The sequence below is a fragment of the Vibrio sp. 03_296 genome, from assembly GCF_002265885.1.
The window spans coordinates 1-20,028 of record NZ_NPKW01000045.1 but is presented as its reverse complement, the minus strand read 5'-3'; the positions used below and the strand labels follow the sequence as shown (position 1 = coordinate 20,028).

The following is a 20,028-nucleotide window of genomic DNA, read 5'->3' as shown; positions in this document are numbered from 1 at the left end:
AAATCCGTCCTGACTTATGTGGCACATGATACTGTACCTTGCGCATAAAAATAGTAAGTGGATCACCTTTTTCGCTTTTATTTCGTCAATATTTTGCAAAGTATGAACAGCATATGAATAACTCTAAAGGGGTAGTCAAAAAACACGCATTTTTACAGGATAAATTTGAGTCACAGCGCGATTTGCCATTACACTGAAATCAACTAAGGGGGAGCTCGTGTTTCCAATATTATTACTACTGTTTATTTGTGTACCCATTATTGAGATTGCTCTCTTCATTCAAGTTGGTGGCTTCATTGGTTTATGGCCGACAATTGGCTTAGTACTGATTACGGCGTTTGTTGGGGCGTCTTTGGTTCGTAGCCAAGGGTTGCAAACTCTGATGTCGGTGCAACAACGTTTGCAGCAAGGTGAGTTACCTGCGCAACAGATTGTCGAAGGTGTGATGCTAGCGGTGTCGGGCGTATTGTTGCTCACTCCTGGCTTTATGACCGATGCCATGGGTATGATGGTGTTGATTCCTGGTCCAAGAGCTGCGATTGCTCGCTACTTGATGAGCAAGGTTGTGGTGAATGGTTCAGGCGGTGGTTTTCATTCTCACTATCATAGCGAAGGCTTTGATCGTAGCCCGTTCGAGCAAGATCCGTTTTATCGTCAGCCTTTTAATGATGGTAAGCAAGGCCAGACGTTCGAAGGGGAATATGAAAGCAAAGACAAACAAGACGATGATCAGAATCGCCTGCGTTAACTCGAAAAAAAGTCTCATTTGATGAAATAGAAAAGCCGGAGCATTCCGGCTTTTTTGATCTTGTTGGCTGAGGCGGTAATGTTACTTCGCCCCTTGGAACCCCAACTGACGCCATGCCTCAAAAGCAATGATCGCCACCGCATTCGATAAATTTAAGCTGCGCGCATCAGGCATCATAGGAATACGAATGCGTTGTGGCATAGGTAGGCTTTCAATCACCTCCATTGGCAGACCACGTGTTTCTGGACCAAACAGCAGTACATCGCCTTGACGATATTGCGCATCCACATGATGGCCGGTGGTTTTGGTGGTGCAGGCAAAAATACGATATTCGCCACGCTGCTCGAGATAGTCGAGGAACGCTTGGTAGTTCTTATGGCGTGTGACACGAGCAAGATCATGATAATCCAAGCCAGCACGGCGCACTTTCTTCTCTTCAAGATCAAACCCAAGCGGTTCAATTAGGTGCAAATTTGCGCCACAGTTGGCACAAAGGCGGATGATGTTGCCAGTGTTTGGCGCAATTTCTGGTTCGTATAGAGCAATATCAAACATGGTATCGAGCGAATATGGTCAAAAGAGGGAGCCAGTATATACCCAAGTGCGAAGGCTTGGGTATAAAAGTGCCCGATAAGCGACAGCGCACAGATGAGCGATGATGTTTAGCCTATCGCTTGAGCATAATTTTGCTCCACTGCTCGCCAGTCGACCACATTCCACCAAGCATCTATGTATTCTGGACGGCGATTTTGATAGCGGATGTAGTACGCATGCTCCCACACATCGAGTGCGAGGATCGGCTCACCACGTACGCTGGCAATATCCATCAGCGGGTTATCTTGATTGCTGGTGGAGGCGATATGGATATCACCGCCTTTGACCACTAACCACACAAAGCCAGAACCAAAGGTGTTGACGGCCGCTTGGGAAAAGGCCTCTTTGAATGCAGCAAAAGTGCCAAATTTTTCTTTAATCGCGTGGGCAAGAGCGCCTTGAGGTTCCCCTCCACCATTGGGAGACATGCACTGCCAGTAGAGAATATGGTTATAGTAGCCACCGCCATTATTGCGCACCGCAGGGCTGTGTTGAGAAATGCCAGCGAAGATCTCAGTGAGCGTTTGATTCTCAAGCTCACTGCCTTGAATCGCCGCGAGAAATTTATCGTAATAGGCTTTATGGTGTTTGCTGTAGTGTACTTCCATGGTTTTCGCATCGATGTATGGCTCTAACGCATCGTAGGAATAGGGAAGCTCTGGGAAAGTGTGTGACATGGTGAATCCTCCGGTGATGAAGGATTTACCATAATCTTAATGATAACTATTATCAGCTGTGATCTTTGTAAGGGTATTAGCGCATTTTCACCAGTGGGAGAGTGATGGTGACTCGCAAACCGCCAAGGTCGCTACGCTCGGCTTTTATGGTGCCGCTGTGTTGGCGAATCGCGCTTTCGGTAATGCTTAAGCCAAGCCCGGTTCCTCCAGAATGACGATCCCGAGCGGTAGAGACTCGATAAAACGGACGGAAAATGGCTTCGAGCTCCTCTTCAGGTACCCCTTCACCATTATCATCGACGACGATATGTAGCGTGTCGTCTATGGCTTGAATAGCGATGATCACTTGGTCTTTGCCGTAGTAGATGGCATTGCGAATGATGTTTTCGATCGCGCTCATTAGCAGCTTAGGGTTACCGGAAATATGTCGCTCGGGCAATGGGGTATATTGCAAGGCTTTGCCCATTTGTTCCGCTTCAAATTGCGCATCCTGAATGATCTCTTCCCATAGGCTGGCGACGGGCTGCTCTTCACGATCCAAATGGCTGTTCATCTGCATGCGAGAGAGTTCCAGCAGTTCACTGATCATCTGTTCCAAACGTTGCGCTTCTGTATCAATCCGTTGCAGCTCATTACTTTCGCCCTGTTTGCGTGTCGCAAGCGCATTGGCCATTCTCAAGCGAGTCAGTGGTGAACGCAATTCATGGGAAATATCCGACAGCAACCGTTGCTGACCTGAAATCATTTGATTGACCGCTTCGACCATGCGGTTGAAGCTGGCGCCGGCTTGGCGAAACTCCGAGGTGCCTTTTTCTAAAGAGGGATCGGTGACAAATTCCCCTTTGGCGACCCGTTGCGCCGCTTTTTCTAAGCGTCGTGCGGGTTGGCTGAGTGCCCACGCGAGCCACAGCAGTAAGGGGGTACTGACCAGCATCACAGCCAATAGTAGCTGAAATGGATGATCAAACATACGCAGCAAAAATGGCGGTGGTTGGTTCCAACGCATTCCGACGTAAAGTAAGTACTCTTTGTTTGCTAGCGTCACCGGCAGTGGCCCTGAGAGCATGAAGCGGCCATACAGCTTTTGCTTGGGCTGATCGGGTTGTTCAATCGAGGTGACGAAGTTTTTCAGTGCCTTGAGCTGAAAATCCCCTTGCTTCAAGGTGGTGAGGATATTGCCATCGTAATCGGTGATGAAAAAGCGCGGCCGGCCATCTCGCCCATGGCGATCGCCGGGGCGCTCCATGCGAAAGAGAATGCGGCCAAGGTCAGTTTCGCCACGATATTGTTTTTCGATCTCCTGCTTGGCTTCAATAAAGCGATCGTATTGATCGGCCGGGATATTGCGCGCCTTACGAGGGTCAAGATGGGGCAAAGCCAAGACGGCCATCAGCACCAAAAACATGGTAAACCAGAAGATGGCAAAAATTCGCCCATACAAACTGGTGATTTTCGGCAAGCGCATCGGTTACTCCACAATCATTAAGTAGCCACGGCCACGTAGGGTTTTAATTCGAGATTTGCCATCGAGCCGCTCTGGCAGTTTTTTGCGTAAGTTTGAAACGTGCATATCAATGGCACGGTCAAAAGCCGCTAGACGTTTACCGAGCACATCCAAGCTGAGGGTCTCTTTGGTTAATGTGCTGCCTGGGTTTTGCATAAAGTGGCTCAGCAAGGCGAATTCGGTCGCAGTGAGGTCCAGCTGAGTGCCAGCGCAATACGCTTCCAATCGGCCCGGATAAATTTTCAGGTCTTGATACTCAATGCAATCGCTGCTTTTGGGGGCTTTCGTCGCACTGGTGCGGCGTAAAATCGCTTTGATACGCGCCAGCAGTTCACGATCACTGAAAGGTTTGGGCAGATAGTCATCCGCACCCAGCTCCAAGCCGATGACACGATCGATCTCTTCCCCTTTGGCTGTCAGCATTAATACTGGTGTATCCCACTGTTCACGTAACTTCTTCAACGTATCAATGCCATTGAGTTTGGGCATCATGACATCGAGTAAGATCAAATCAATCTCTGCCGATAAGGCTTGTAAACCCTGCTCACCGTCGTTCGCCTCGGTGACATTAAAGCCTTCATAGCTTAAGACTTCCGTCAGTAAGCTCGTCAGTTCGGTGTCGTCATCAATCAACAGGATGTTTGCCATAGTAGGGCCTTTCTCTCAATCAGTTCTCTTTAGCAGTTCTCTTTAATATTACTGTGAAATGACCGAAGGGAAGAGGAGCAAAGTCGCTCTTTACGATACTTTACGCTCTCTATACGTCACTTTACCTTGCAGTTTGTATTCTACACTCAAGCGCTGTGAGAACAGCTCAAATGAACCACCGACATGAGTAAGGAATTGATTATGAAACTTGCAAAAAAAATGGTACTCGCTGCTGTTGTCCTTCCACTAACACTAGGTACTGCCAGCGCCTTTGCTTTTGGTGGCGGTAAAGGCCATCACAAAGGGCCTGATGGCGAATGTGGCATGGGAATGGAACGCGGCATGATGCGTCAATTGGACCTGACCGATGCGCAGAAAGAGCAGTTGGATGCGATGCGTGGCAGCAACCGTGCACAAATGAAAGAGATGCATCAAGGCAATTTCGCAGCGAATCAAGCAGAGCGCCAAGCACAGCATGCCAAAGTACAAGCACTGTTATTGGCGGACAACTTCGATCAAGCCACTGCCAATGAACTGGCAAAACAGATGGCGGAGAAACAGGCAGAGCGCCGTGTGAAAATGCTGGAAAAACAACATCAAATGTTGAGCATTTTGACTCCAGAGCAAAAAGCGAAATTTGTTGAACTGCAAAACGAGCGCATGCAGGAGTGTGGCGACAAAATGCAAAAACGCATGGAAAAGCACGCGAAAAACTGATCTGAGCGTTATCCACTGACTTGAGCAAAAAGGCGATCTTCGGATCGCCTTAAATGTATCGTACTCATTCATGGTTTGGCGCGTTATACTGCGGCTATGGCTTTTTTCATTGAATGATTATGAAACACCAATATGCACGTTTAGTGACGATGGCTGCTTGGACGGCAACCGCAGTCGCAACTCTACTTCTCCTCGTTAAAATAGTGGCTTGGTGGGTGACCGGCTCCGTGAGCTTACTTGCCTCGCTGATCGATTCATTCCTCGATATTGCGGCGTCTGTCGTCAACTTAGTTGTGGTGCGTTATGCGCTGCAACCTGCCGATGAGGAACACACCTTTGGTCATGGCAAAGCGGAATCTTTAGCCGCATTGGCTCAAGCGATGTTTATTTCAGGCTCTGCGGTCTTTTTGATCCTCAACGGTATTGATCGCTTCTTCCGTCCCCATGAGTTGAATTCGCCCGAGTATGGCGTTTATGTCAGTTTGTTTGCCATGGTGGTGACATTCGCTTTGGTCACATTCCAAAAGCACGTAGTAAGAAAGACGGGTAGCCAAGCCATTGCAGCCGATTCTCTGCATTATCAAAGCGACTTGTTCATGAACGCGGCCATTATGGTGGCGTTGGGGCTTAGCTATTATGGGATTGGCCAAGCGGACGCAGTATTTGCGGTGGGCATCGGTCTGTTTATTTTATACAGCGCATTCAAAATGGTAACGGAAGCGATTCAAACCTTGCTTGATCGCAAATTGCCCGATGAAGAGCTAGAACAAATTCGCTGCGAATGTTTGGCAGTGGAAAATGTTCTGGGGGTGCATCAACTGCGCACCAGAATGTCGGGGCCGACGCGTTTTATTCAGCTTCATCTTGAATTGGATGACAATTTGCCTTTGATCAAAGCGCATCAAATCGCTGACGAAGTGGAAGAAAGATTGCTGGCGTGTTTCCCTGAGGCTGATATTTTGATTCATCAAGATCCCTATTCTGTTGTTGTGATCAGCGAGAAAGAGCATACAGAACAACAGTGGTAGCGCTCGAAAAAATGCGTTTGTCTTCAGGACAAATAAGCGGTTGTTGACTATCTTTCCAACAGCCTCTATTAAGATTCGTGATCCTGATGTGAATCAACAAAGAGTGAGTGCAAAACTGTAATACTCCTACATAAGTAGAAAAGTTACATAAAATTGTGGGTTTTCATTGGTATTCCTGTAGAGGAAATGTAACATTACGCACAGTTTTTCGGATTATATTGGTAGCTGAATAACAGCTATTTTTAAAGATTATTAAATATTGATTTCTAGAGTTCGAGGGTGAGCATGATTAAGAAGATCGGTGTTTTGACAAGTGGTGGCGACGCCCCTGGTATGAACGCGGCAATCCGTGGTGTGGTACGTACTGCATTGGGTGCGGGTCTTGAAGTGTATGGTATCTATGATGGTTACTTGGGTTTATACGAAGGCCGCATCAAGCCACTTGATCGTTCAAGCGTTTCTGATGTGATCAACCGTGGTGGTACGTTCTTGGGTTCAGCTCGCTTCCCTGAGTTTAAGCAAGTCGAAGTCCGTGAAAAAGCAATTGAAAACCTAAAAGCGCACGGTATTGATGCGCTTGTGGTTATTGGTGGTGACGGTTCGTACATGGGTGCGAAGAAACTGACTGAAATGGGTTACCCATGTATCGGTCTACCTGGCACCATCGACAACGATATCGCAGGTACGGATTACACCATTGGCTACCTAACCGCGCTGAACACGGTTATCGAATCGATCGACCGCCTACGTGATACTTCATCTTCTCACCAGCGTATTTCTATCGTAGAAATCATGGGTCGTCACTGCGGTGACCTCACTCTGATGTCTGCTATCGCCGGTGGCTGTGAGTACATCATCACCCCAGAAACGGGCCTAGATAAAGAGAAGCTGATTAGCAACATCAAAGATGGCATCGCGAAAGGTAAGAAGCATGCAATCATCGCTTTGACAGAACTGATGATGGATGCCAATGAGCTGGCGAAAGAGATCGAAGCTGGAACGGGTCGTGAAACTCGTGCCACTGTTCTTGGTCACATCCAACGTGGTGGCCGTCCAACCGCGTTCGACCGTGTTCTTGCGTCTCGCATGGGTAACTACGCCGTTCACCTATTGATGGAAGGCCATGGTGGTCGTTGTGTTGGTATCGTGAAAGAGCAACTTGTTCACCACGATATCATCGATGCAATCGAGAACATGAAGCGTCCAGTTCGCAATGACCTGTTCAAAGTCGCAGAAGAGCTATTCTAAGCAAAATAAGCGGACTATCTGAGCAAAAGGCTGCGTTATCGCAGCCTTTTTCATATTGGTGGTTTTACCAGATATCAAACCTAAGGCACTAAGGTGGCCAATTGTTGTTTGCGTTGCTTGAGAGCGTAAAGGTAGCTGCATAACCCCACCAAAATGTTGCCCACGGCAATGCCAATAAACAGCCCTTCAATATCGTAGAGCCAACTGCCTAGGTATGCCGCTGGCAGGGTAAAGACAAACAGTCGAATCACGCTCCAACGGAAGGCGTTGAGTGGTTGATGCATAGCATTTAAACCGCTGACTAACATCATGACAATGCCTAAAAACCCATAGCTGATCGGTACGACGAGCAGATAATGCCAAAGCAAATCTCTCACTGCTTGCTCTTGTGAGAACAGCGCAGCAAGCGGAATACTGAGTGGCACCATCATCAAAAAAACCAAACCTTGAAACAGCACCGAAAAGCGCATACTGACGAACAATCCTTGGAACGCTCGTTGTGGGTTTTTCGCGCCAAAGTTTTGCGCCATAAAAGGCGTCAGAGCGGAAGTGAGTGCCATGAGGACCAAAATCAAAATCGATTCAATGCGTTGTGCCGCCCCATAAGCGGCAACAGCAGCAGTGCCGTGGCTGGACAGCATCATCATTAAAATAGCACCAGAGAGAGGGTTCATTGCGTTGGAAAGCGCAGCCGGCGTGCCGACCTTGAGAATCTGCCGCCAATCCTCTTTTAAGCGCGGCCATTGTGGCAAGCCGAGCAGCCGCTCACGCTTAATCAAAACGTAGAATGATCCTATCAGCGCACCGAGCCAACTGAACGCACTGGCAATCGCTGCGCCTTGAATACCGAGCTCAGGAAAAGGACCAATGCCAAAAATCAGCAGCGGGTCGAGCACGCCGTTGATAAGCCCAGCGAGCATCATGATTTTGGCTGGGGTCTTCGTATCACCGGTGGCACGAATGGCACTGTTTCCTGCCATTGGAATCACCAGTAATGGAATGGTGAGGTACCAGACATGCATGTATTGGCCGATGAGGGGAATCAGTGCTTCTTTCGCACCAAGTAAGGTAAATAAAGGGGGGACGGTAAAGAAGCCAAGCGTAGAAGCGAGCGCAACCAGCACAATCGCCAATAGCAAGCCATGGGTAGTAAAACGTGCGGCTTGATGTGCTTCTCCTTGGCCTAATAGACGACCGATGCTGGTCGACAGTCCGACGCCAATGCCCATCGTGATGCAGTTAACGGCGAAGGTGACGGGAAAGGTGTAACTGATCGCCGCCAGTGCTTCGGTGCCAAGTAGTGAGATGAAAAAGGTGTCGACCAAGTTAAACATCAGGATCGCCACCATGCCAAATATCATGGGGACGGTCATTTTTCGTAGCGTTTCCGCGATGGGCGCGCTCAGCAAGCCATGTTTATCAAGCATCAATCATCACCAGAAGGCATCACCAGAAGGTGCAAAAGCGCTAGGATACAAGAAATGTGTGCGAGGGGCGAGTGAGCTGTTTTTAGGCAATCCTTTGCCAAAGCCTCGGAACTTTTAACTTAGTCACAAAAAAATCCTCACGCCCCCTTGGGATCGTCATGATCACCCCCTATATAGTTAGCACTAGGCCTAGAAGCCCTGCTTCAGGGTAATTATCAAATAAACATGGAATTTTTCAGGAGAGACGACCGATGAACATTCGTCCATTACATGATCGAGTTATCGTAGAGCGCCAAGAAGTTGAATCTAAATCTGCTGGTGGCATCGTTTTAACTGGTTCTGCTGCGGAAAAATCAACTCGCGGTGTTGTTCTAGCTGTAGGTAAAGGCCGCATTCTAGAAAACGGCACTGTTCAGCCGCTGGACGTTAAAGTTGGTGATACTGTTATCTTTGCAGAGAGCTACGGCACTAAGACTGAAAAGATCGACGGTAAAGAAGTTCTTATCATGTCTGAAAACGACATTATGGCTATTGTCGACTAATAGCAATCGTTGAGTAATTTTTTGCTCTGATTCAAAACGAAATCCAAAACAGAATTTAGAAAGGAAATCAAAGATGGCTGCTAAAGACGTTAAATTTGGTAATGACGCTCGCGTAAAAATGCTAGAAGGTGTCAACATTCTGGCTGACGCAGTAAAAGTAACACTGGGCCCTAAAGGCCGTAACGTGGTACTCGACAAATCTTTCGGTGCACCAACGATTACAAAAGATGGTGTATCGGTCGCGCGTGAAATTGAACTTGAAGACAAGTTCCAAAACATGGGCGCACAAATGGTGAAGCAAGTGGCTTCACAAGCAAACGACGTAGCGGGTGACGGTACGACAACCGCGACGGTACTTGCGCAAGCTATCGTAAATGAAGGTCTTAAAGCCGTTGCTGCGGGTATGAACCCAATGGATCTTAAGCGTGGTATCGACAAAGCCGTAGCGGCGGCGGTTGAAGAGCTAAAAGCGCTATCAAAAGATTGCTCAACCAGCACCGAAATCGAGCAAGTAGGCACCATCTCTGCGAACTCGGATTCAAGCGTGGGTAAGATCATTGCGGAAGCGATGGAAAAAGTAGGCCGTGACGGTGTTATCACGGTCGAAGAAGGTCAAGCACTGCACGATGAGCTAGACGTTGTTGAAGGTATGCAGTTTGACCGTGGTTATCTATCACCATACTTCATCAACAATCAAGAGTCTGGCAGCGTTGAGCTAGAGAGCCCATTCATTCTATTGGTTGATAAGAAGATCTCGAACATTCGCGAACTTCTACCAGCACTTGAAGCGGTAGCAAAAGCCTCTCGTCCACTGCTGATCATCGCAGAAGATGTGGAAGGTGAAGCGCTGGCCACACTGGTTGTGAACAACATGCGCGGCATCGTGAAAGTGGCGGCGGTGAAAGCGCCTGGCTTTGGTGATCGTCGTAAAGCGATGCTACAAGACATTGCTATCCTAACGGGTGGTACGGTGATTTCTGAAGAAGTGGGTCTTGAGCTTGAAAAAGCGACTCTAGAAGATCTCGGTCAGGCGAAACGTGTTTCTATCACCAAAGAAAACACCACCATCATTGATGGCGTAGGTGAAGAAGCGATGATTCAAGGCCGTGTTGCTCAAATTCGTCAGCAAATCGAAGATGCAACGTCAGATTACGACAAAGAGAAACTGCAAGAGCGTGTGGCTAAATTGGCTGGCGGCGTTGCCGTTATCAAAGTTGGCGCTGCGACTGAAGTTGAGATGAAAGAGAAGAAAGACCGCGTAGAAGATGCACTACACGCAACTCGTGCAGCGGTTGAAGAAGGTATTGTTGCCGGTGGTGGTGTTGCCCTCATCCGTGCGGCTTCTAAGATTGTTGACCTACAAGGTGACAACGAAGAACAAAACGTTGGTATCCGTGTAGCACTGCGTGCTATGGAAGCGCCGCTTCGTCAAATTACCAAGAATGCAGGCGATGAAGAGTCCGTGGTTGCGAACAATGTTCGCGCTGGTGAAGGTTCATACGGCTACAACGCAGCAACGGGTGTATACGGCGATATGCTAGAGATGGGTATCCTAGACCCAACAAAAGTAACGCGCTCTGCGCTGCAGTTTGCGGCATCAGTTGCAGGCCTAATGATCACCACTGAAGCGATGGTGACTGACCTACCACAGAAAGATTCTGGTATGCCAGATATGGGGGGTATGGGCGGTATGGGTGGCATGGGCATGATGTAATCAGCCTACCCGCTGTCAATATTTGAAAAAGCTGAGGAGCGATCCTCAGCTTTTTTTTCTCGCTGAGAATGTGTCGTTTATTCAAGAATATGAACAATATCCGATATAAGATGAGATTCATATTCTACACTGCTACTGGGATGCATATGAATGCAACTTGGTAAGTGCATGAAAAATAGAATTTTTTAAAAAGGTTTTGTCAAATGGATGAAAAAATATTCAGACATTTGACAAAACAATGACTTGGCAAAATTGAACGGCGTACATAATAAGTCGATGGGTACGGGAGTTGGCATCGCGCCACCGGTACTTAACAACTCATAGTCAGTGGAGACTCAACCAATGAAAAAAATCTTAACAGCAGCAGTGGTAACCGCGTTAACGTCAACAGCGGCAATGGCAGCAACGCCTGTAATGTTTTCTTCAATCAATAACTTCAACGCGCCAGATGACAGCGCCGTGGCGGGGGTTCGCGTTGCCGCGCTCTACGGTAAAGTAGATAACTTGAAAGGTGTTGATCTAGCGGTGGTTGGTCTCTCTGAAACCGACACAACAACAGGTGTTAACTTAGGTATCTTTGGTGCATCGAAAGTAAACCAAGAAATGACAGGTGCGTCACTGGGTTTCTTCAACTGGAATACTGGCCAAACAACAGGTGTTAACCTTGGTGCAGTGAACTTGACCAATGATGTTAAAGGCGCAAACGTTAGTTTTGTGAACTACTCTGAAGGCAACACTATGGTCGATGTGGGTGCGGCAAACTTCTCGGATACTTCGACTGTTCAGGTGGGCGTATTCAACAAAACCGCAAAAATTGAAGGCGTGCAAATTGGCCTAATCAACTGTGCGGACAACGGTTTCTTCCCTTGCTTCCCAATCATTAACTTTGCGAAGTAAGCTCAATCGAGAGTGAAGTTCTCGATAGCATAAAGAAACCCCAGCCAATAATGGTCTGGGGTTTCTTGTTTTTAGCAGTGAGCAAAGATAGCCATATACTGGTTTATTTAATCAGGCGTGAACTGCGGCGCTGCTGAATTTTTTGGTGAACGCCGCGGCGCAGCGCTTGAATGCGGTTTTCGGCTTTGTCGACGCCGAGCAACACGGTCAGGACAAGTACCGTCATGATCACAGATTGCTGCATCAATCCTAAACCAATCATCATCCCCATCGACGCCAGTACCCAGATAACGGCGGCGGATGTCACCCCGTGAATTTTCCCATCTTGAGTCATCATCACACCTGCACCTAAAAAGCCCACACCGGTAATGATTTGTCCAAGCACTCGGGCTTGATCAAGAGTATTCGGCGAGAGGTAGACCGCCATAGACATAAAAAAGTAGGTACCAGAAATAATCAAAATAGAAGTTCGAATACCCACTGGCTTGCCACGAGTTTGCCGCTCGGCACCGATTAACACTCCATTGACCGCACAGCATAATAAGGCGACCCAACTAAACGGCTCAATATTGAGCAGGGAATCTAAGGTTAATGACATAAAGGCTTCCTAAAAAAGTACAAAGAAAATGCGATGAACAAGCGTGAGTTATTCAAGATAGAGATCCAGTGGGGTTTTGCTTGGACGACCACCGATTTCTCGAGTCAGGGTTGGGACAAGATAGCCAGACACTTGCGTGATCAAGCCGCGCATAATTGCTTTGGCTTCTTGGTCGGAAACATAAAAATGTGCCGCGCCTTGAACCTTATCCAACACATGTAAGTAATAGGGCAAAATGCCGGCATCAAACAGTGCTTCGCTAAGATGCATTTGCGCCTCGACGCTATCATTCACTCCTTTCAGCAACACGCTTTGATTCAATAATGTCACACCTATGCGTTTTAACCGATGCAGTTGCGAGGTTAACTCGGCGTTGATCTCATTGGCATGGTTGATGTGCGTGACCAAAATGACTTGCAAGCGTGTTTGTTCTAGCAGCTGGCACAGTTCTGTTGTGATGCGTGCGGGTATCACAACAGGCAAACGCGAGTGAATTCGTAGTCGCTTGATGTGGGGGATGTCAGCAATACGTTCAATTAGCCACTGTAACTCGTCATCTTTGGCCATCAAGGGATCGCCACCGGAAAAGATCACTTCATTCAGCGCGCTATTTTGTGCAATGTAATCGAGGCTTTGTTGCCAAACCGTTTTGCTGCCTTTGTTGTCTTGATAAGGGAAGTGACGGCGGAAACAATAGCGGCAGTTAATCGCGCACCCTCCTTTAACGATCATCAGCGCACGATTTTGGTACTTGTGGAGTAGGCCAGGAATTGCATTGTCTTGCTCCTCAAGGGGATCGACAGAATATCCAGGATGGATTTCATGCTCTTCGCTAACGGGCAACACTTGGCGCAACAGCGGATCATTCGGATTACGTTTTTCCATTCTTTCGACAAAACTTTGCGGCACGCGTTGTGCGAACAATCCACGTGCTGAGAACCCGTCTTGCCAAGGTGTTGGATCGATTTCCAACATTTTGAGCAAGGTTGCAGGATCAGAGATCCCATTCGCTAGCTGTTTGAGCCAGTTTTGCTCAACAGATTCGACTTTTCGGGTTATTATGTGCGGCATTGAATTTAGCTCTAAGAATGTAAGAGGACAAAATGGCTACAGTTAGCACTAATGAATTTAAAGGCGGCCTAAAACTCATGATCGATAGCGAGCCTTGCGTTATCTTGGAAAATGAGTACGTAAAACCGGGTAAAGGCCAAGCGTTCAACCGCGTTAAAATTCGTAAACTTCTTTCTGGTAAAGTGCTAGAGAAAACATTCAAGTCTGGTGACACTTGTGAAGTGGCAGACGTAATGGATATCGACCTAGATTATCTATATTCAGACGGCGAATTCTACCACTTTATGAACAACGAAACGTTCGAGCAAATTGCAGCAGACGCAAAAGCGGTTGGTGAGAGCGTTAAGTGGTTGGTTGAGAACAACACTTGTATGTTGACACTTTGGAACGGTAACCCGATTGCGGTAACACCACCAAACTTTGTTGAGTTAGAAGTGATTGAAACCGATCCGGGCCTAAAGGGTGATACTCAGGGTACAGGTGGTAAGCCTGCAACACTATCAACCGGTGCTGTTGTTCGTGTGCCGTTATTCATCCAAATCGGTGAAGTGATCAAAGTTGATACACGTAGCTCAGAGTACGTGGGTCGCGTGAAGTAATTTCAGCCCGATAGTTTCTAAAAAGGTCGCCTTGGCGGCCTTTTTTATTTCGGACAGAGTTTGTTGTCGACGTGTGGTGAGGCATCTGTCATTTGGCGCTCGTTTATTGATTGTATGCATCGCCAATTTACATTTGCTAACAATAAGGGATTGGTTGCATTTCTAAGTCTCAAAAATGAGTCATTTGTTTTGTTAATATCGACTTACTTTATGGAACTGATATCACATTTATAAAACGGATGACGTTATGACGATGAAACCACTCTCTCTACTCGCCATTATTGCGAGTTCACTCAGCCTTTCAGTACAAGCTGAATCCAATACTGCTAATGCATTTTCAGTAAGTTACAATCAACCCGATAGCGGTTTGTGCCAGTTTAGCGAAGATCTTGGAGCAACCACTTTCGATGTGCGCTCAGGCAAGCTTTGGGCTTGTAGTGAAATGGGATGGGTATATTTTGAATCTGTTAGCCCATTGCAGTGTGATGGTTTGCGCACAGAAGAAGAGTTAGCAAATTACAAAGCATGGAAAAAAGGCAGCTATCGCAGTGGCGCGTTAGTAGTGCACAACGGCCAACTGTACAAAGCAAGAAGTTGGACCAACGGTGAACCGGGCAAGGCAGAAGAGTGGGAATTAGAAGGTATCTATCCTACGGGGCCTTCACGTTGGAGTTCGGTAGAGCAGTACCATTCAGGTAGCCAAGTGGTTTACATGGGGCATGTTTACCAATCCTCTAGCTGGTCAAAAAACACCAATCCAGCGAAAGAAGCGTACAAGTCAGGCTGGAAAAAATGGAAGTACGTTGGTCCATTTGAGTGCCCTAATTCATAAATCAGATGCAGATATACCAGAAGGTCGCCTTGGCGGCCTTTTTTGCGTTTTGTTCAAAACAATAACTCTGTCAAATATTCGGAAAAAGTTAATTATTTTGGTGAATCTTTCGACTATTCCTTTTTGTCTTAAATTGTTACATTTGTACCTGTTGTTGATGAGGTAGATAACACCTTGGTTTATTTAGTTTTATCTCATAAACAACCATGCAAAGGAGAATAATAATGAACAACTCAAACCTAGGACAAAGTTTGAAAGTGGAAGAAAGACGTCAGTTGCTTCGCCGTGGCATCAAAACGGCGATTATTGGTGTGCCGTTGTTGGCGCTAGGACTCACCATCAATAGCTCGGTGTTAATGACTGATGCGGGCTATAGCTACGTGCACCAGAACAATATTACTGGTGAGTTGGATGTGTTTACCGAGCCTGGTATTCATTTCCGCATGCCGTTTTTATCGAAAATCACCCAGTATGATCAGGTGATCACGGTGTCGTTTGGCAACAATGCAGGTGAGGATTTCTATCAGCGTTTGGACCCGGTGCAAGTGCGATTTGCCGATACGTATATAGGGCAAATTCCAGTGACGTTCCGCTTTAAGTTGAGCACAGATCCGGAAGCGTTAATCAAAATGCACCGTGAGTTTCGCAACAATAGCAACTTGATTGATGCACTGTTGGTGAAAAACGCGCGTAACGTCACCGTGATCACCGCTACCCAGTACACGGGTGAAGAGTTTTTCCAAGGTGGCTTAAACCAGTTTAAATCGAAACTGGGTGATCAACTACGTGAAGGGATTTATCTGACCGAGCGTCGTCAAGTGGAAGTGGAAGAGTTGGATTTGGCTCCGGTTGGCGTTGATCAATCAAATGCGAATCAGCTACAGCGTACTAACCAGTTAGTATGGAAAACCGTACCGGTGTTGGATGGGACTGGTCAGCCAATTCGCCAAGATAATCCACTGCAGCAATATGGTATTCAGGTTACTCAGGTCACCATTGGTGATCCTCAGCCTGAAAAGCAGTTGGATCAATTACTGGCGGATAAAAAGCGCTTAGTGGCTGATCGTATTCGAGCGATTCAAGAGCAGGAAACATCGAAAGCGCAGGCGGAAACGGAACAACTTCGTAAAGAAATTCAGCGTACTCGTGAAGTACAAGACGCTCAGCGTCAAAAAGAGTTGGCGATCATCTCGCAGCAAAAGGATGTTGAAGTGGCGCGCCAAATCGCTGAACGCGAAATTGTCGAAGTGGAGAAAACCAAGCGTCTTGCGGAAGTGGAAAAAGAGAAAGAGCTGGCGATAGCGGAAGCCAACCTTGCGATTCAAAAAGCCAACTCACTTTCTGCTGAGTTTGAAGCGAAAGCGATTTTAGAAAAAGGTCGTGCTGAAGCGGAAGTGCTTAAAGCGAAATACGCGGCATTAGGGGCCAACCGAGAAGTGTATTTGGCTGAGCTAAACAGAGATGTGGCCAATTCGCTGTACAATAATCTGCAAAACTTCCAAGTGCAGATGCCACAGAACTATATTGGTGGCAGTGATGAAACGGGGTTGAAAACAAACTTAGACGTCATTACGGGGTTCGGCGCACTTGGCTTGATGGACCAAACCAAGAAAGTGGTCAATAAATAAAGCAGTTGAAACAATGGCAATAAAAAAAGCTGGCGACACGCCAGCTTTTTCTTTTTCAGTGCGCCATGCTTACAGCATGAAAATGAACACCACCGCCAATGCTGAAATCAATCCAGCAATCGCGTAACAGGCAATTTTGCCGACCACGCCAGTGTGGAATTTGAGATCATGCATGCCGTGGTGAACACGGTGCATCGCATGCCACATTGGTAAGGCCAGTGTCGCGATGATAAACAATGCGCCGATGATGCTGGTGGCAAAGCTCACCACTCGGTCGTAACTCAGCGCTTCTGCACTGATCACGCCCATTGGCACAAGAATACCCAGTACCAAAACAGTAACCGGTGTGATCATGGCAAACCAAGTACCGCCTGCACCAAACAGGCTCCACCAAACTGGCTCATCAGAACGTTTTGGCGCTCTATCTACGTTGTAATTCGGTTTCATCGTTAAAGCTCCTTACACCACGATAAGTACGATCAGTGAGATAAATGCCACCGCCGCCCACTGAGCGAGCACGATGATTTTTTTATCAACAGGTTTGCCCTTCAAACGAATTGGCATGACCTGAGGCATCATACTGAAGAAGGTGTGAGCATGAAGTAGGCTGCCGAGTAAGGCGACGATGTTAATCGCGATCACCACTGGATTCGCCATAAAGTTCAGCCATGTTTGCCAAGCTTCTGGCCCTTTCACCAGAGAACCCAAACCGACAGTCAAGAACAGGGTGAAGAGAATCAGTGGCAGCACCGTCGCTTCACGTAGCATGTAGAAGCGGTAGAATGGGTGATCTTTCCACCAAGTGCGTTTTACTTCACGAACGTAAGGTTTACGATTACTCATTCTTATGCCTCCTGTGGTTTCAGCATTGCAATGACGAAGTCCATTGATGACTCGACTTTGCCTTGGTTAACCGCGGCAGCAGGATCAACATTCTTCGGACAAACTTCAGAACAGTAGCCAACAAACGTACAGCCCCACGCACCGTTTTCGCCATTGATCAGCTTCATACGTTCTGCTTTACCATTGTCACGGCTATCTAGGTTGTAGCGGTGTGCCAAAGTCAGTGCTGCTGGACCAATGAACTCTGGGTTCAAACCGAACTGCGGACACGCTGCGTAGCAAAGACCACAGTTAATACAACCCGCGAACTGCTTGTATTTTGCCAGCTGTTCAGGGGTTTGTAGGTTAGTACCATCTTCTGGTTTGCGGTCGTTGCCAATGATGTAAGGTTTGATCGCTTCTAGGCGCTCGATGAACGGCGTCATATCGACAATCAAATCTTTCTCGATTGGGAAGTTTGCTAATGGCTCAATTTTCACGCCATCTGGGTAGTCGCGCAGGAAGCTCTTACACGCCAGTTTTGGCACGCCGTTGACCATGATGCCGCACGAGCCACAAATCGCCATACGACAAGACCAACGGTAAGAGAGGTTTTTGTCGAGATGATCTTTGACGTAGCCCAGAGCATCAAGTACCGACATGGTTTCATCAAACGGGACTTCGAAAGCTTGAAAACGAGGTTCTGCGTCTGTTGCTGGGTCGTAACGCAGAATGTCTACTTTTTGAATGCGGTTTGCCGACATTATGCTTGCTCCTCTGCGTTTTTCTCTGCGGCCTTAGCGGCTTCTTCAGCGGCAGCTTTCTCTGCTGCTTCACCATACAAACGTGCTTTAGGCTGAGACTTAGTGATAGTCACGTCGCTGTAGCTGATGTTTGGTGCTTGATCTTCTTGGAAGAAAGCCAAAGAGTGCTTGAGGAAGTTCACGTCATCACGATCGGTACAGCCGTCGTCAAGACGTTGGTGAGCACCACGAGATTCTTTACGTAGAATCGCAGAGTGAACCATTGCTTCCGCCACTTCTAGGCCGTAACCCACTTCGATTGCGTAGAGAAGGTCGGTGTTGAACACTTTGCCTTTGTCTTTGATGCTGATGCGCTTGTAACGCGCTTTAAGCTCAGTGATCTTATCGATAGTGGCTTGCATCAAATCTTCTTGGCGGTAGATACCACAGCCCGCTTCCATGGTGTGACCCATTTCCGTGCGGATATCTGCCCAGTTCTCATCGCCTTCTTGGTTCATTAGCGCTGCGATACGCTCTTCAACCGCTTTCACTTGTGCAGCGATAGACGCGTCGTTCCAGCCTTTGAATTCAGCCGCGCGTTTCACTGCTTGCTCGCCCGCAACGCGGCCAAACACCACAAATTCTGCTAGTGAGTTCGAACCAAGGCGGTTTGCACCGTGCAGACCAACAGAAGCACATTCGCCAACCGCGAACAGGCCTTTAATGCGTGTTTCACACTGTTTGTCGGTTTCAATACCACCCATGGTGTAGTGAACCGTTGGACGAATTGGAATCGGCTCTTTTGCTGGGTCAACGTTCACATACGCTTTAGCGAGTTCACAAATGAACGGTAGACGCTCTTGCAGGTATTCTTCGCCTAGGTGGCGCAAATCTAGGTGTACCACGTCACCGAGTGGGTGCTTGATGGTGTTGCCTTTCTGCTGCTCGTGCCAGAACGCTTGAGAAACTTTGTCACGTGGACCAAGTTCCATGTATTTGTTCTTCGGCTGGCCAACCGGTGTTTCTGGGCCCATGCCGTAGTCTTGCAGGTAACGGTAGCCGTTTTTGTTAACAATGATACCGCCTTCACCACGACAACCTTCGGTCATCAGGATACCGGTGCCTGGTAGGCCCGTTGGATGGTATTGAACAAATTCCATATCGCGTAGAGGAACGCCGTGACGGTAAGCCATTGCCATACCATCGCCCGTTACGATACCGCCGTTGGTGTTACAGTGGTAAACACGGCCAGCACCACCGGTTGCAAGCACTACGGATTTCGCTTTGATCGTGACCAACTCACCTTCTGCCATATGGATGGCGATCAGGCCTTGAACTTCACCGTCATCAACAAGCAGATCCACCACAAAGTACTCATCAAAGCGGTTGATGTTTGAGTACTTCATTGAAGTTTGGAATAGGGTGTGTAGCATGTGGAAGCCAGTTTTGTCTGCCGCAAACCACGTACGCTCAACTTTCATACCGCCAAAGCGACGAACGTTGACCTCGCCATTCTCCTTACGGCTCCATGGGCAACCCCATTGCTCCATTTGGATCATTTCGCGTGTCGCGTTTTCAACAAAGTATTCAACAACATCCTGTTCACAAAGCCAGTCACCACCACCAACGGTATCGTTGAAGTGATTGTCTAGGCTATCCTCATCCTTGATAACTGCTGCTGAGCCACCCTCTGCTGCGACCGTATGAGAACGCATTGGGTAAACCTTAGAAATTAAGGCTACTTCCAGATCCGGGTTTGCTTCAGCCGCTGCAATAGCAGTACGAAGACCAGCGCCGCCTGCGCCGATGACTGCGATATCTGTGATGATAGTTTGCACAGTTATCCTCCAGTGTGTGAGTGCGGAAATCCGCTTGTTATTGTGAGATAGGGGYGTAGACAAACGCATACTCCCCAAAAGTAGTAGTGACAGTGTAGAAGAGCTTTGTGATAGAAAAATTGATGTATTTAGGTTTTGCTTTCGGAAATGCAA

The 20,028-nt window shown here is 47.6% G+C and carries 21 protein-coding genes; 10 read left to right on the top strand and 11 right to left on the bottom strand.

Annotation, left to right across the window (positions count from 1 at the left end; all coding sequences use genetic code 11):
• Positions 1–217 precede the first annotated feature (217 nt).
• Positions 218–748: an FxsA family protein gene (locus CIK04_RS03665; RefSeq protein ID WP_017419759.1), complete on the top strand. Its 531-nt coding sequence runs from the start codon at positions 218–220 to the stop codon at positions 746–748.
• An 81-nt stretch (positions 749–829) separates the two neighbouring features.
• Here CIK04_RS03665 and trmL read toward each other — a convergent pair whose 3' ends face one another.
• The 4 genes from trmL to CIK04_RS03645 form a co-directional block, all read right to left on the bottom strand.
• Complete coding sequence (gene trmL / locus CIK04_RS03660; RefSeq protein WP_017419758.1) at positions 830–1,303, bottom strand: tRNA (uridine(34)/cytosine(34)/5-carboxymethylaminomethyluridine(34)-2'-O)-methyltransferase TrmL; 474 nt, start codon at positions 1,301–1,303, stop codon at positions 830–832.
• A gap of 107 nt (positions 1,304–1,410) precedes the next feature.
• Complete coding sequence (locus tag CIK04_RS03655; RefSeq protein WP_017419757.1) at positions 1,411–2,019, bottom strand: superoxide dismutase; 609 nt, start codon at positions 2,017–2,019, stop codon at positions 1,411–1,413.
• 76 nt (positions 2,020–2,095) lie between these two features.
• Positions 2,096–3,484 (bottom strand): envelope stress sensor histidine kinase CpxA, encoded by a 1,389-nt coding sequence (gene cpxA, locus CIK04_RS03650; RefSeq protein ID WP_017789708.1) that lies wholly within the window; start codon positions 3,482–3,484, stop codon positions 2,096–2,098.
• Between the two features lie 3 nt (positions 3,485–3,487).
• The gene (locus tag CIK04_RS03645; protein ID WP_039469733.1) at positions 3,488–4,171 is read right to left on the bottom strand and encodes a response regulator; all 684 of its coding nucleotides are present in this window, start codon (positions 4,169–4,171) and stop codon (positions 3,488–3,490) included.
• 201 nt (positions 4,172–4,372) lie between these two features.
• Between CIK04_RS03645 and CIK04_RS03640 the strand changes: the two genes are divergently transcribed.
• The 3 genes from CIK04_RS03640 (at position 4,373) to pfkA (ending at position 7,164) form a co-directional block, all read left to right on the top strand.
• Complete coding sequence (locus tag CIK04_RS03640; RefSeq protein WP_026050335.1) at positions 4,373–4,888, top strand: CpxP family protein; 516 nt, start codon at positions 4,373–4,375, stop codon at positions 4,886–4,888.
• A gap of 119 nt (positions 4,889–5,007) precedes the next feature.
• On the top strand, positions 5,008–5,916 hold the full coding sequence (gene fieF / locus CIK04_RS03635; RefSeq protein WP_045591818.1) for a CDF family cation-efflux transporter FieF: 909 nt from the start codon (positions 5,008–5,010) through the stop codon (positions 5,914–5,916).
• Positions 5,917–6,201: 285 nt separating this feature from the next.
• On the top strand, positions 6,202–7,164 hold the full coding sequence (gene pfkA, locus CIK04_RS03630) for a 6-phosphofructokinase (protein WP_097353211.1): 963 nt from the start codon (positions 6,202–6,204) through the stop codon (positions 7,162–7,164).
• 80 nt (positions 7,165–7,244) lie between these two features.
• Here the strand turns inward: pfkA and CIK04_RS03625 are convergent, their stop codons facing one another.
• Positions 7,245–8,591 carry an MATE family efflux transporter gene (locus tag CIK04_RS03625; RefSeq protein WP_097353210.1) on the bottom strand — a complete coding sequence of 449 codons (1,347 nt, stop codon included), beginning with the start codon at positions 8,589–8,591 and terminating at the stop codon, positions 7,245–7,247.
• A gap of 251 nt (positions 8,592–8,842) precedes the next feature.
• On the opposite strand from CIK04_RS03625, the gene CIK04_RS03620 reads away from it, so the two are divergent.
• The 3 genes from CIK04_RS03620 (at position 8,843) to CIK04_RS03610 (ending at position 11,744) form a co-directional block, all read left to right on the top strand.
• A complete protein-coding gene (locus tag CIK04_RS03620; protein WP_011079244.1) occupies positions 8,843–9,133 on the top strand; it encodes a co-chaperone GroES in 291 nt (96 codons plus the stop codon).
• A gap of 73 nt (positions 9,134–9,206) precedes the next feature.
• Positions 9,207–10,847, top strand: coding sequence for a chaperonin GroEL (groL, locus tag CIK04_RS03615; protein WP_011079245.1), 1,641 nt, complete (start codon positions 9,207–9,209; stop codon positions 10,845–10,847).
• Positions 10,848–11,189: 342 nt separating this feature from the next.
• Positions 11,190–11,744: a hypothetical protein gene (locus CIK04_RS03610; protein WP_013570978.1), complete on the top strand. Its 555-nt coding sequence runs from the start codon at positions 11,190–11,192 to the stop codon at positions 11,742–11,744.
• A 103-nt stretch (positions 11,745–11,847) separates the two neighbouring features.
• Here CIK04_RS03610 and CIK04_RS03605 read toward each other — a convergent pair whose 3' ends face one another.
• Entirely contained in the window at positions 11,848–12,342 is a 495-nt protein-coding gene (locus CIK04_RS03605; RefSeq protein ID WP_017419749.1) for an MgtC/SapB family protein, read from the bottom strand.
• A gap of 48 nt (positions 12,343–12,390) precedes the next feature.
• Positions 12,391–13,413 (bottom strand): EF-P beta-lysylation protein EpmB, encoded by a 1,023-nt coding sequence (epmB, locus tag CIK04_RS03600; protein ID WP_097353209.1) that lies wholly within the window; start codon positions 13,411–13,413, stop codon positions 12,391–12,393.
• Between the two features lie 32 nt (positions 13,414–13,445).
• Here epmB and efp point away from each other — a divergent pair, with 32 nt between their 5' ends.
• From efp to CIK04_RS03585, 3 genes are all read left to right on the top strand, one after another.
• On the top strand, positions 13,446–14,012 hold the full coding sequence (efp, locus tag CIK04_RS03595) for an elongation factor P (protein WP_017419747.1): 567 nt from the start codon (positions 13,446–13,448) through the stop codon (positions 14,010–14,012).
• A 247-nt stretch (positions 14,013–14,259) separates the two neighbouring features.
• Positions 14,260–14,844: a hypothetical protein gene (locus tag CIK04_RS03590; RefSeq protein WP_017419746.1), complete on the top strand. Its 585-nt coding sequence runs from the start codon at positions 14,260–14,262 to the stop codon at positions 14,842–14,844.
• 224 nt (positions 14,845–15,068) lie between these two features.
• Positions 15,069–16,472, top strand: coding sequence for an SPFH domain-containing protein (locus tag CIK04_RS03585; RefSeq protein WP_026050333.1), 1,404 nt, complete (start codon positions 15,069–15,071; stop codon positions 16,470–16,472).
• Positions 16,473–16,541: 69 nt separating this feature from the next.
• Here CIK04_RS03585 and frdD read toward each other — a convergent pair whose 3' ends face one another.
• From frdD to frdA, 4 genes are read right to left on the bottom strand one after another with little or no spacing between them, the layout of a single operon-like run.
• A complete protein-coding gene (gene frdD, locus CIK04_RS03580) occupies positions 16,542–16,919 on the bottom strand; it encodes a fumarate reductase subunit FrdD (RefSeq protein WP_017419744.1) in 378 nt (125 codons plus the stop codon).
• 12 nt (positions 16,920–16,931) lie between these two features.
• Positions 16,932–17,315: a fumarate reductase subunit FrdC gene (frdC, locus tag CIK04_RS03575; RefSeq protein ID WP_011079252.1), complete on the bottom strand. Its 384-nt coding sequence runs from the start codon at positions 17,313–17,315 to the stop codon at positions 16,932–16,934.
• A gap of 2 nt (positions 17,316–17,317) precedes the next feature.
• The gene (locus CIK04_RS03570; protein ID WP_017419743.1) at positions 17,318–18,058 is read right to left on the bottom strand and encodes a succinate dehydrogenase/fumarate reductase iron-sulfur subunit; all 741 of its coding nucleotides are present in this window, start codon (positions 18,056–18,058) and stop codon (positions 17,318–17,320) included.
• Positions 18,058–19,875, bottom strand: a complete 1,818-nt coding sequence (gene frdA / locus CIK04_RS03565; protein WP_017419742.1) for a fumarate reductase (quinol) flavoprotein subunit — start codon at positions 19,873–19,875, stop codon at positions 18,058–18,060. The genes CIK04_RS03570 and frdA overlap by 1 nt, the downstream gene beginning before the upstream one ends.
• Positions 19,876–20,028 lie beyond the last annotated feature (153 nt).

Excerpts from the sequence above, each read along its gene's own strand:
- trmL (WP_017419758.1), bottom strand. The coding sequence starts at position 1,303 with ATGTTTGATATTGCTCTATACGAACCAGAAATTGCGCCAAACACTGGC.
- CIK04_RS03655 (WP_017419757.1), bottom strand. The coding sequence starts at position 2,019 with ATGTCACACACTTTCCCAGAGCTTCCCTATTCCTACGATGCGTTAGAG.
- cpxA (WP_017789708.1), bottom strand. The coding sequence starts at position 3,484 with ATGCGCTTGCCGAAAATCACCAGTTTGTATGGGCGAATTTTTGCCATC.
- CIK04_RS03645 (WP_039469733.1), bottom strand. The coding sequence starts at position 4,171 with ATGGCAAACATCCTGTTGATTGATGACGACACCGAACTGACGAGCTTA.
- CIK04_RS03640 (WP_026050335.1), top strand. The coding sequence starts at position 4,373 with ATGAAACTTGCAAAAAAAATGGTACTCGCTGCTGTTGTCCTTCCACTA.
- fieF (WP_045591818.1), top strand. The coding sequence starts at position 5,008 with ATGAAACACCAATATGCACGTTTAGTGACGATGGCTGCTTGGACGGCA.
- pfkA (WP_097353211.1), top strand. The coding sequence starts at position 6,202 with ATGATTAAGAAGATCGGTGTTTTGACAAGTGGTGGCGACGCCCCTGGT.
- CIK04_RS03625 (WP_097353210.1), bottom strand. The coding sequence starts at position 8,591 with ATGCTTGATAAACATGGCTTGCTGAGCGCGCCCATCGCGGAAACGCTA.
- CIK04_RS03620 (WP_011079244.1), top strand. The coding sequence starts at position 8,843 with ATGAACATTCGTCCATTACATGATCGAGTTATCGTAGAGCGCCAAGAA.
- groL (WP_011079245.1), top strand. The coding sequence starts at position 9,207 with ATGGCTGCTAAAGACGTTAAATTTGGTAATGACGCTCGCGTAAAAATG.
- CIK04_RS03610 (WP_013570978.1), top strand. The coding sequence starts at position 11,190 with ATGAAAAAAATCTTAACAGCAGCAGTGGTAACCGCGTTAACGTCAACA.
- CIK04_RS03605 (WP_017419749.1), bottom strand. The coding sequence starts at position 12,342 with ATGTCATTAACCTTAGATTCCCTGCTCAATATTGAGCCGTTTAGTTGG.
- epmB (WP_097353209.1), bottom strand. The coding sequence starts at position 13,413 with ATGCCGCACATAATAACCCGAAAAGTCGAATCTGTTGAGCAAAACTGG.
- efp (WP_017419747.1), top strand. The coding sequence starts at position 13,446 with ATGGCTACAGTTAGCACTAATGAATTTAAAGGCGGCCTAAAACTCATG.
- CIK04_RS03590 (WP_017419746.1), top strand. The coding sequence starts at position 14,260 with ATGACGATGAAACCACTCTCTCTACTCGCCATTATTGCGAGTTCACTC.
- CIK04_RS03585 (WP_026050333.1), top strand. The coding sequence starts at position 15,069 with ATGAACAACTCAAACCTAGGACAAAGTTTGAAAGTGGAAGAAAGACGT.
- frdD (WP_017419744.1), bottom strand. The coding sequence starts at position 16,919 with ATGAAACCGAATTACAACGTAGATAGAGCGCCAAAACGTTCTGATGAG.
- frdC (WP_011079252.1), bottom strand. The coding sequence starts at position 17,315 with ATGAGTAATCGTAAACCTTACGTTCGTGAAGTAAAACGCACTTGGTGG.
- CIK04_RS03570 (WP_017419743.1), bottom strand. The coding sequence starts at position 18,058 with ATGTCGGCAAACCGCATTCAAAAAGTAGACATTCTGCGTTACGACCCA.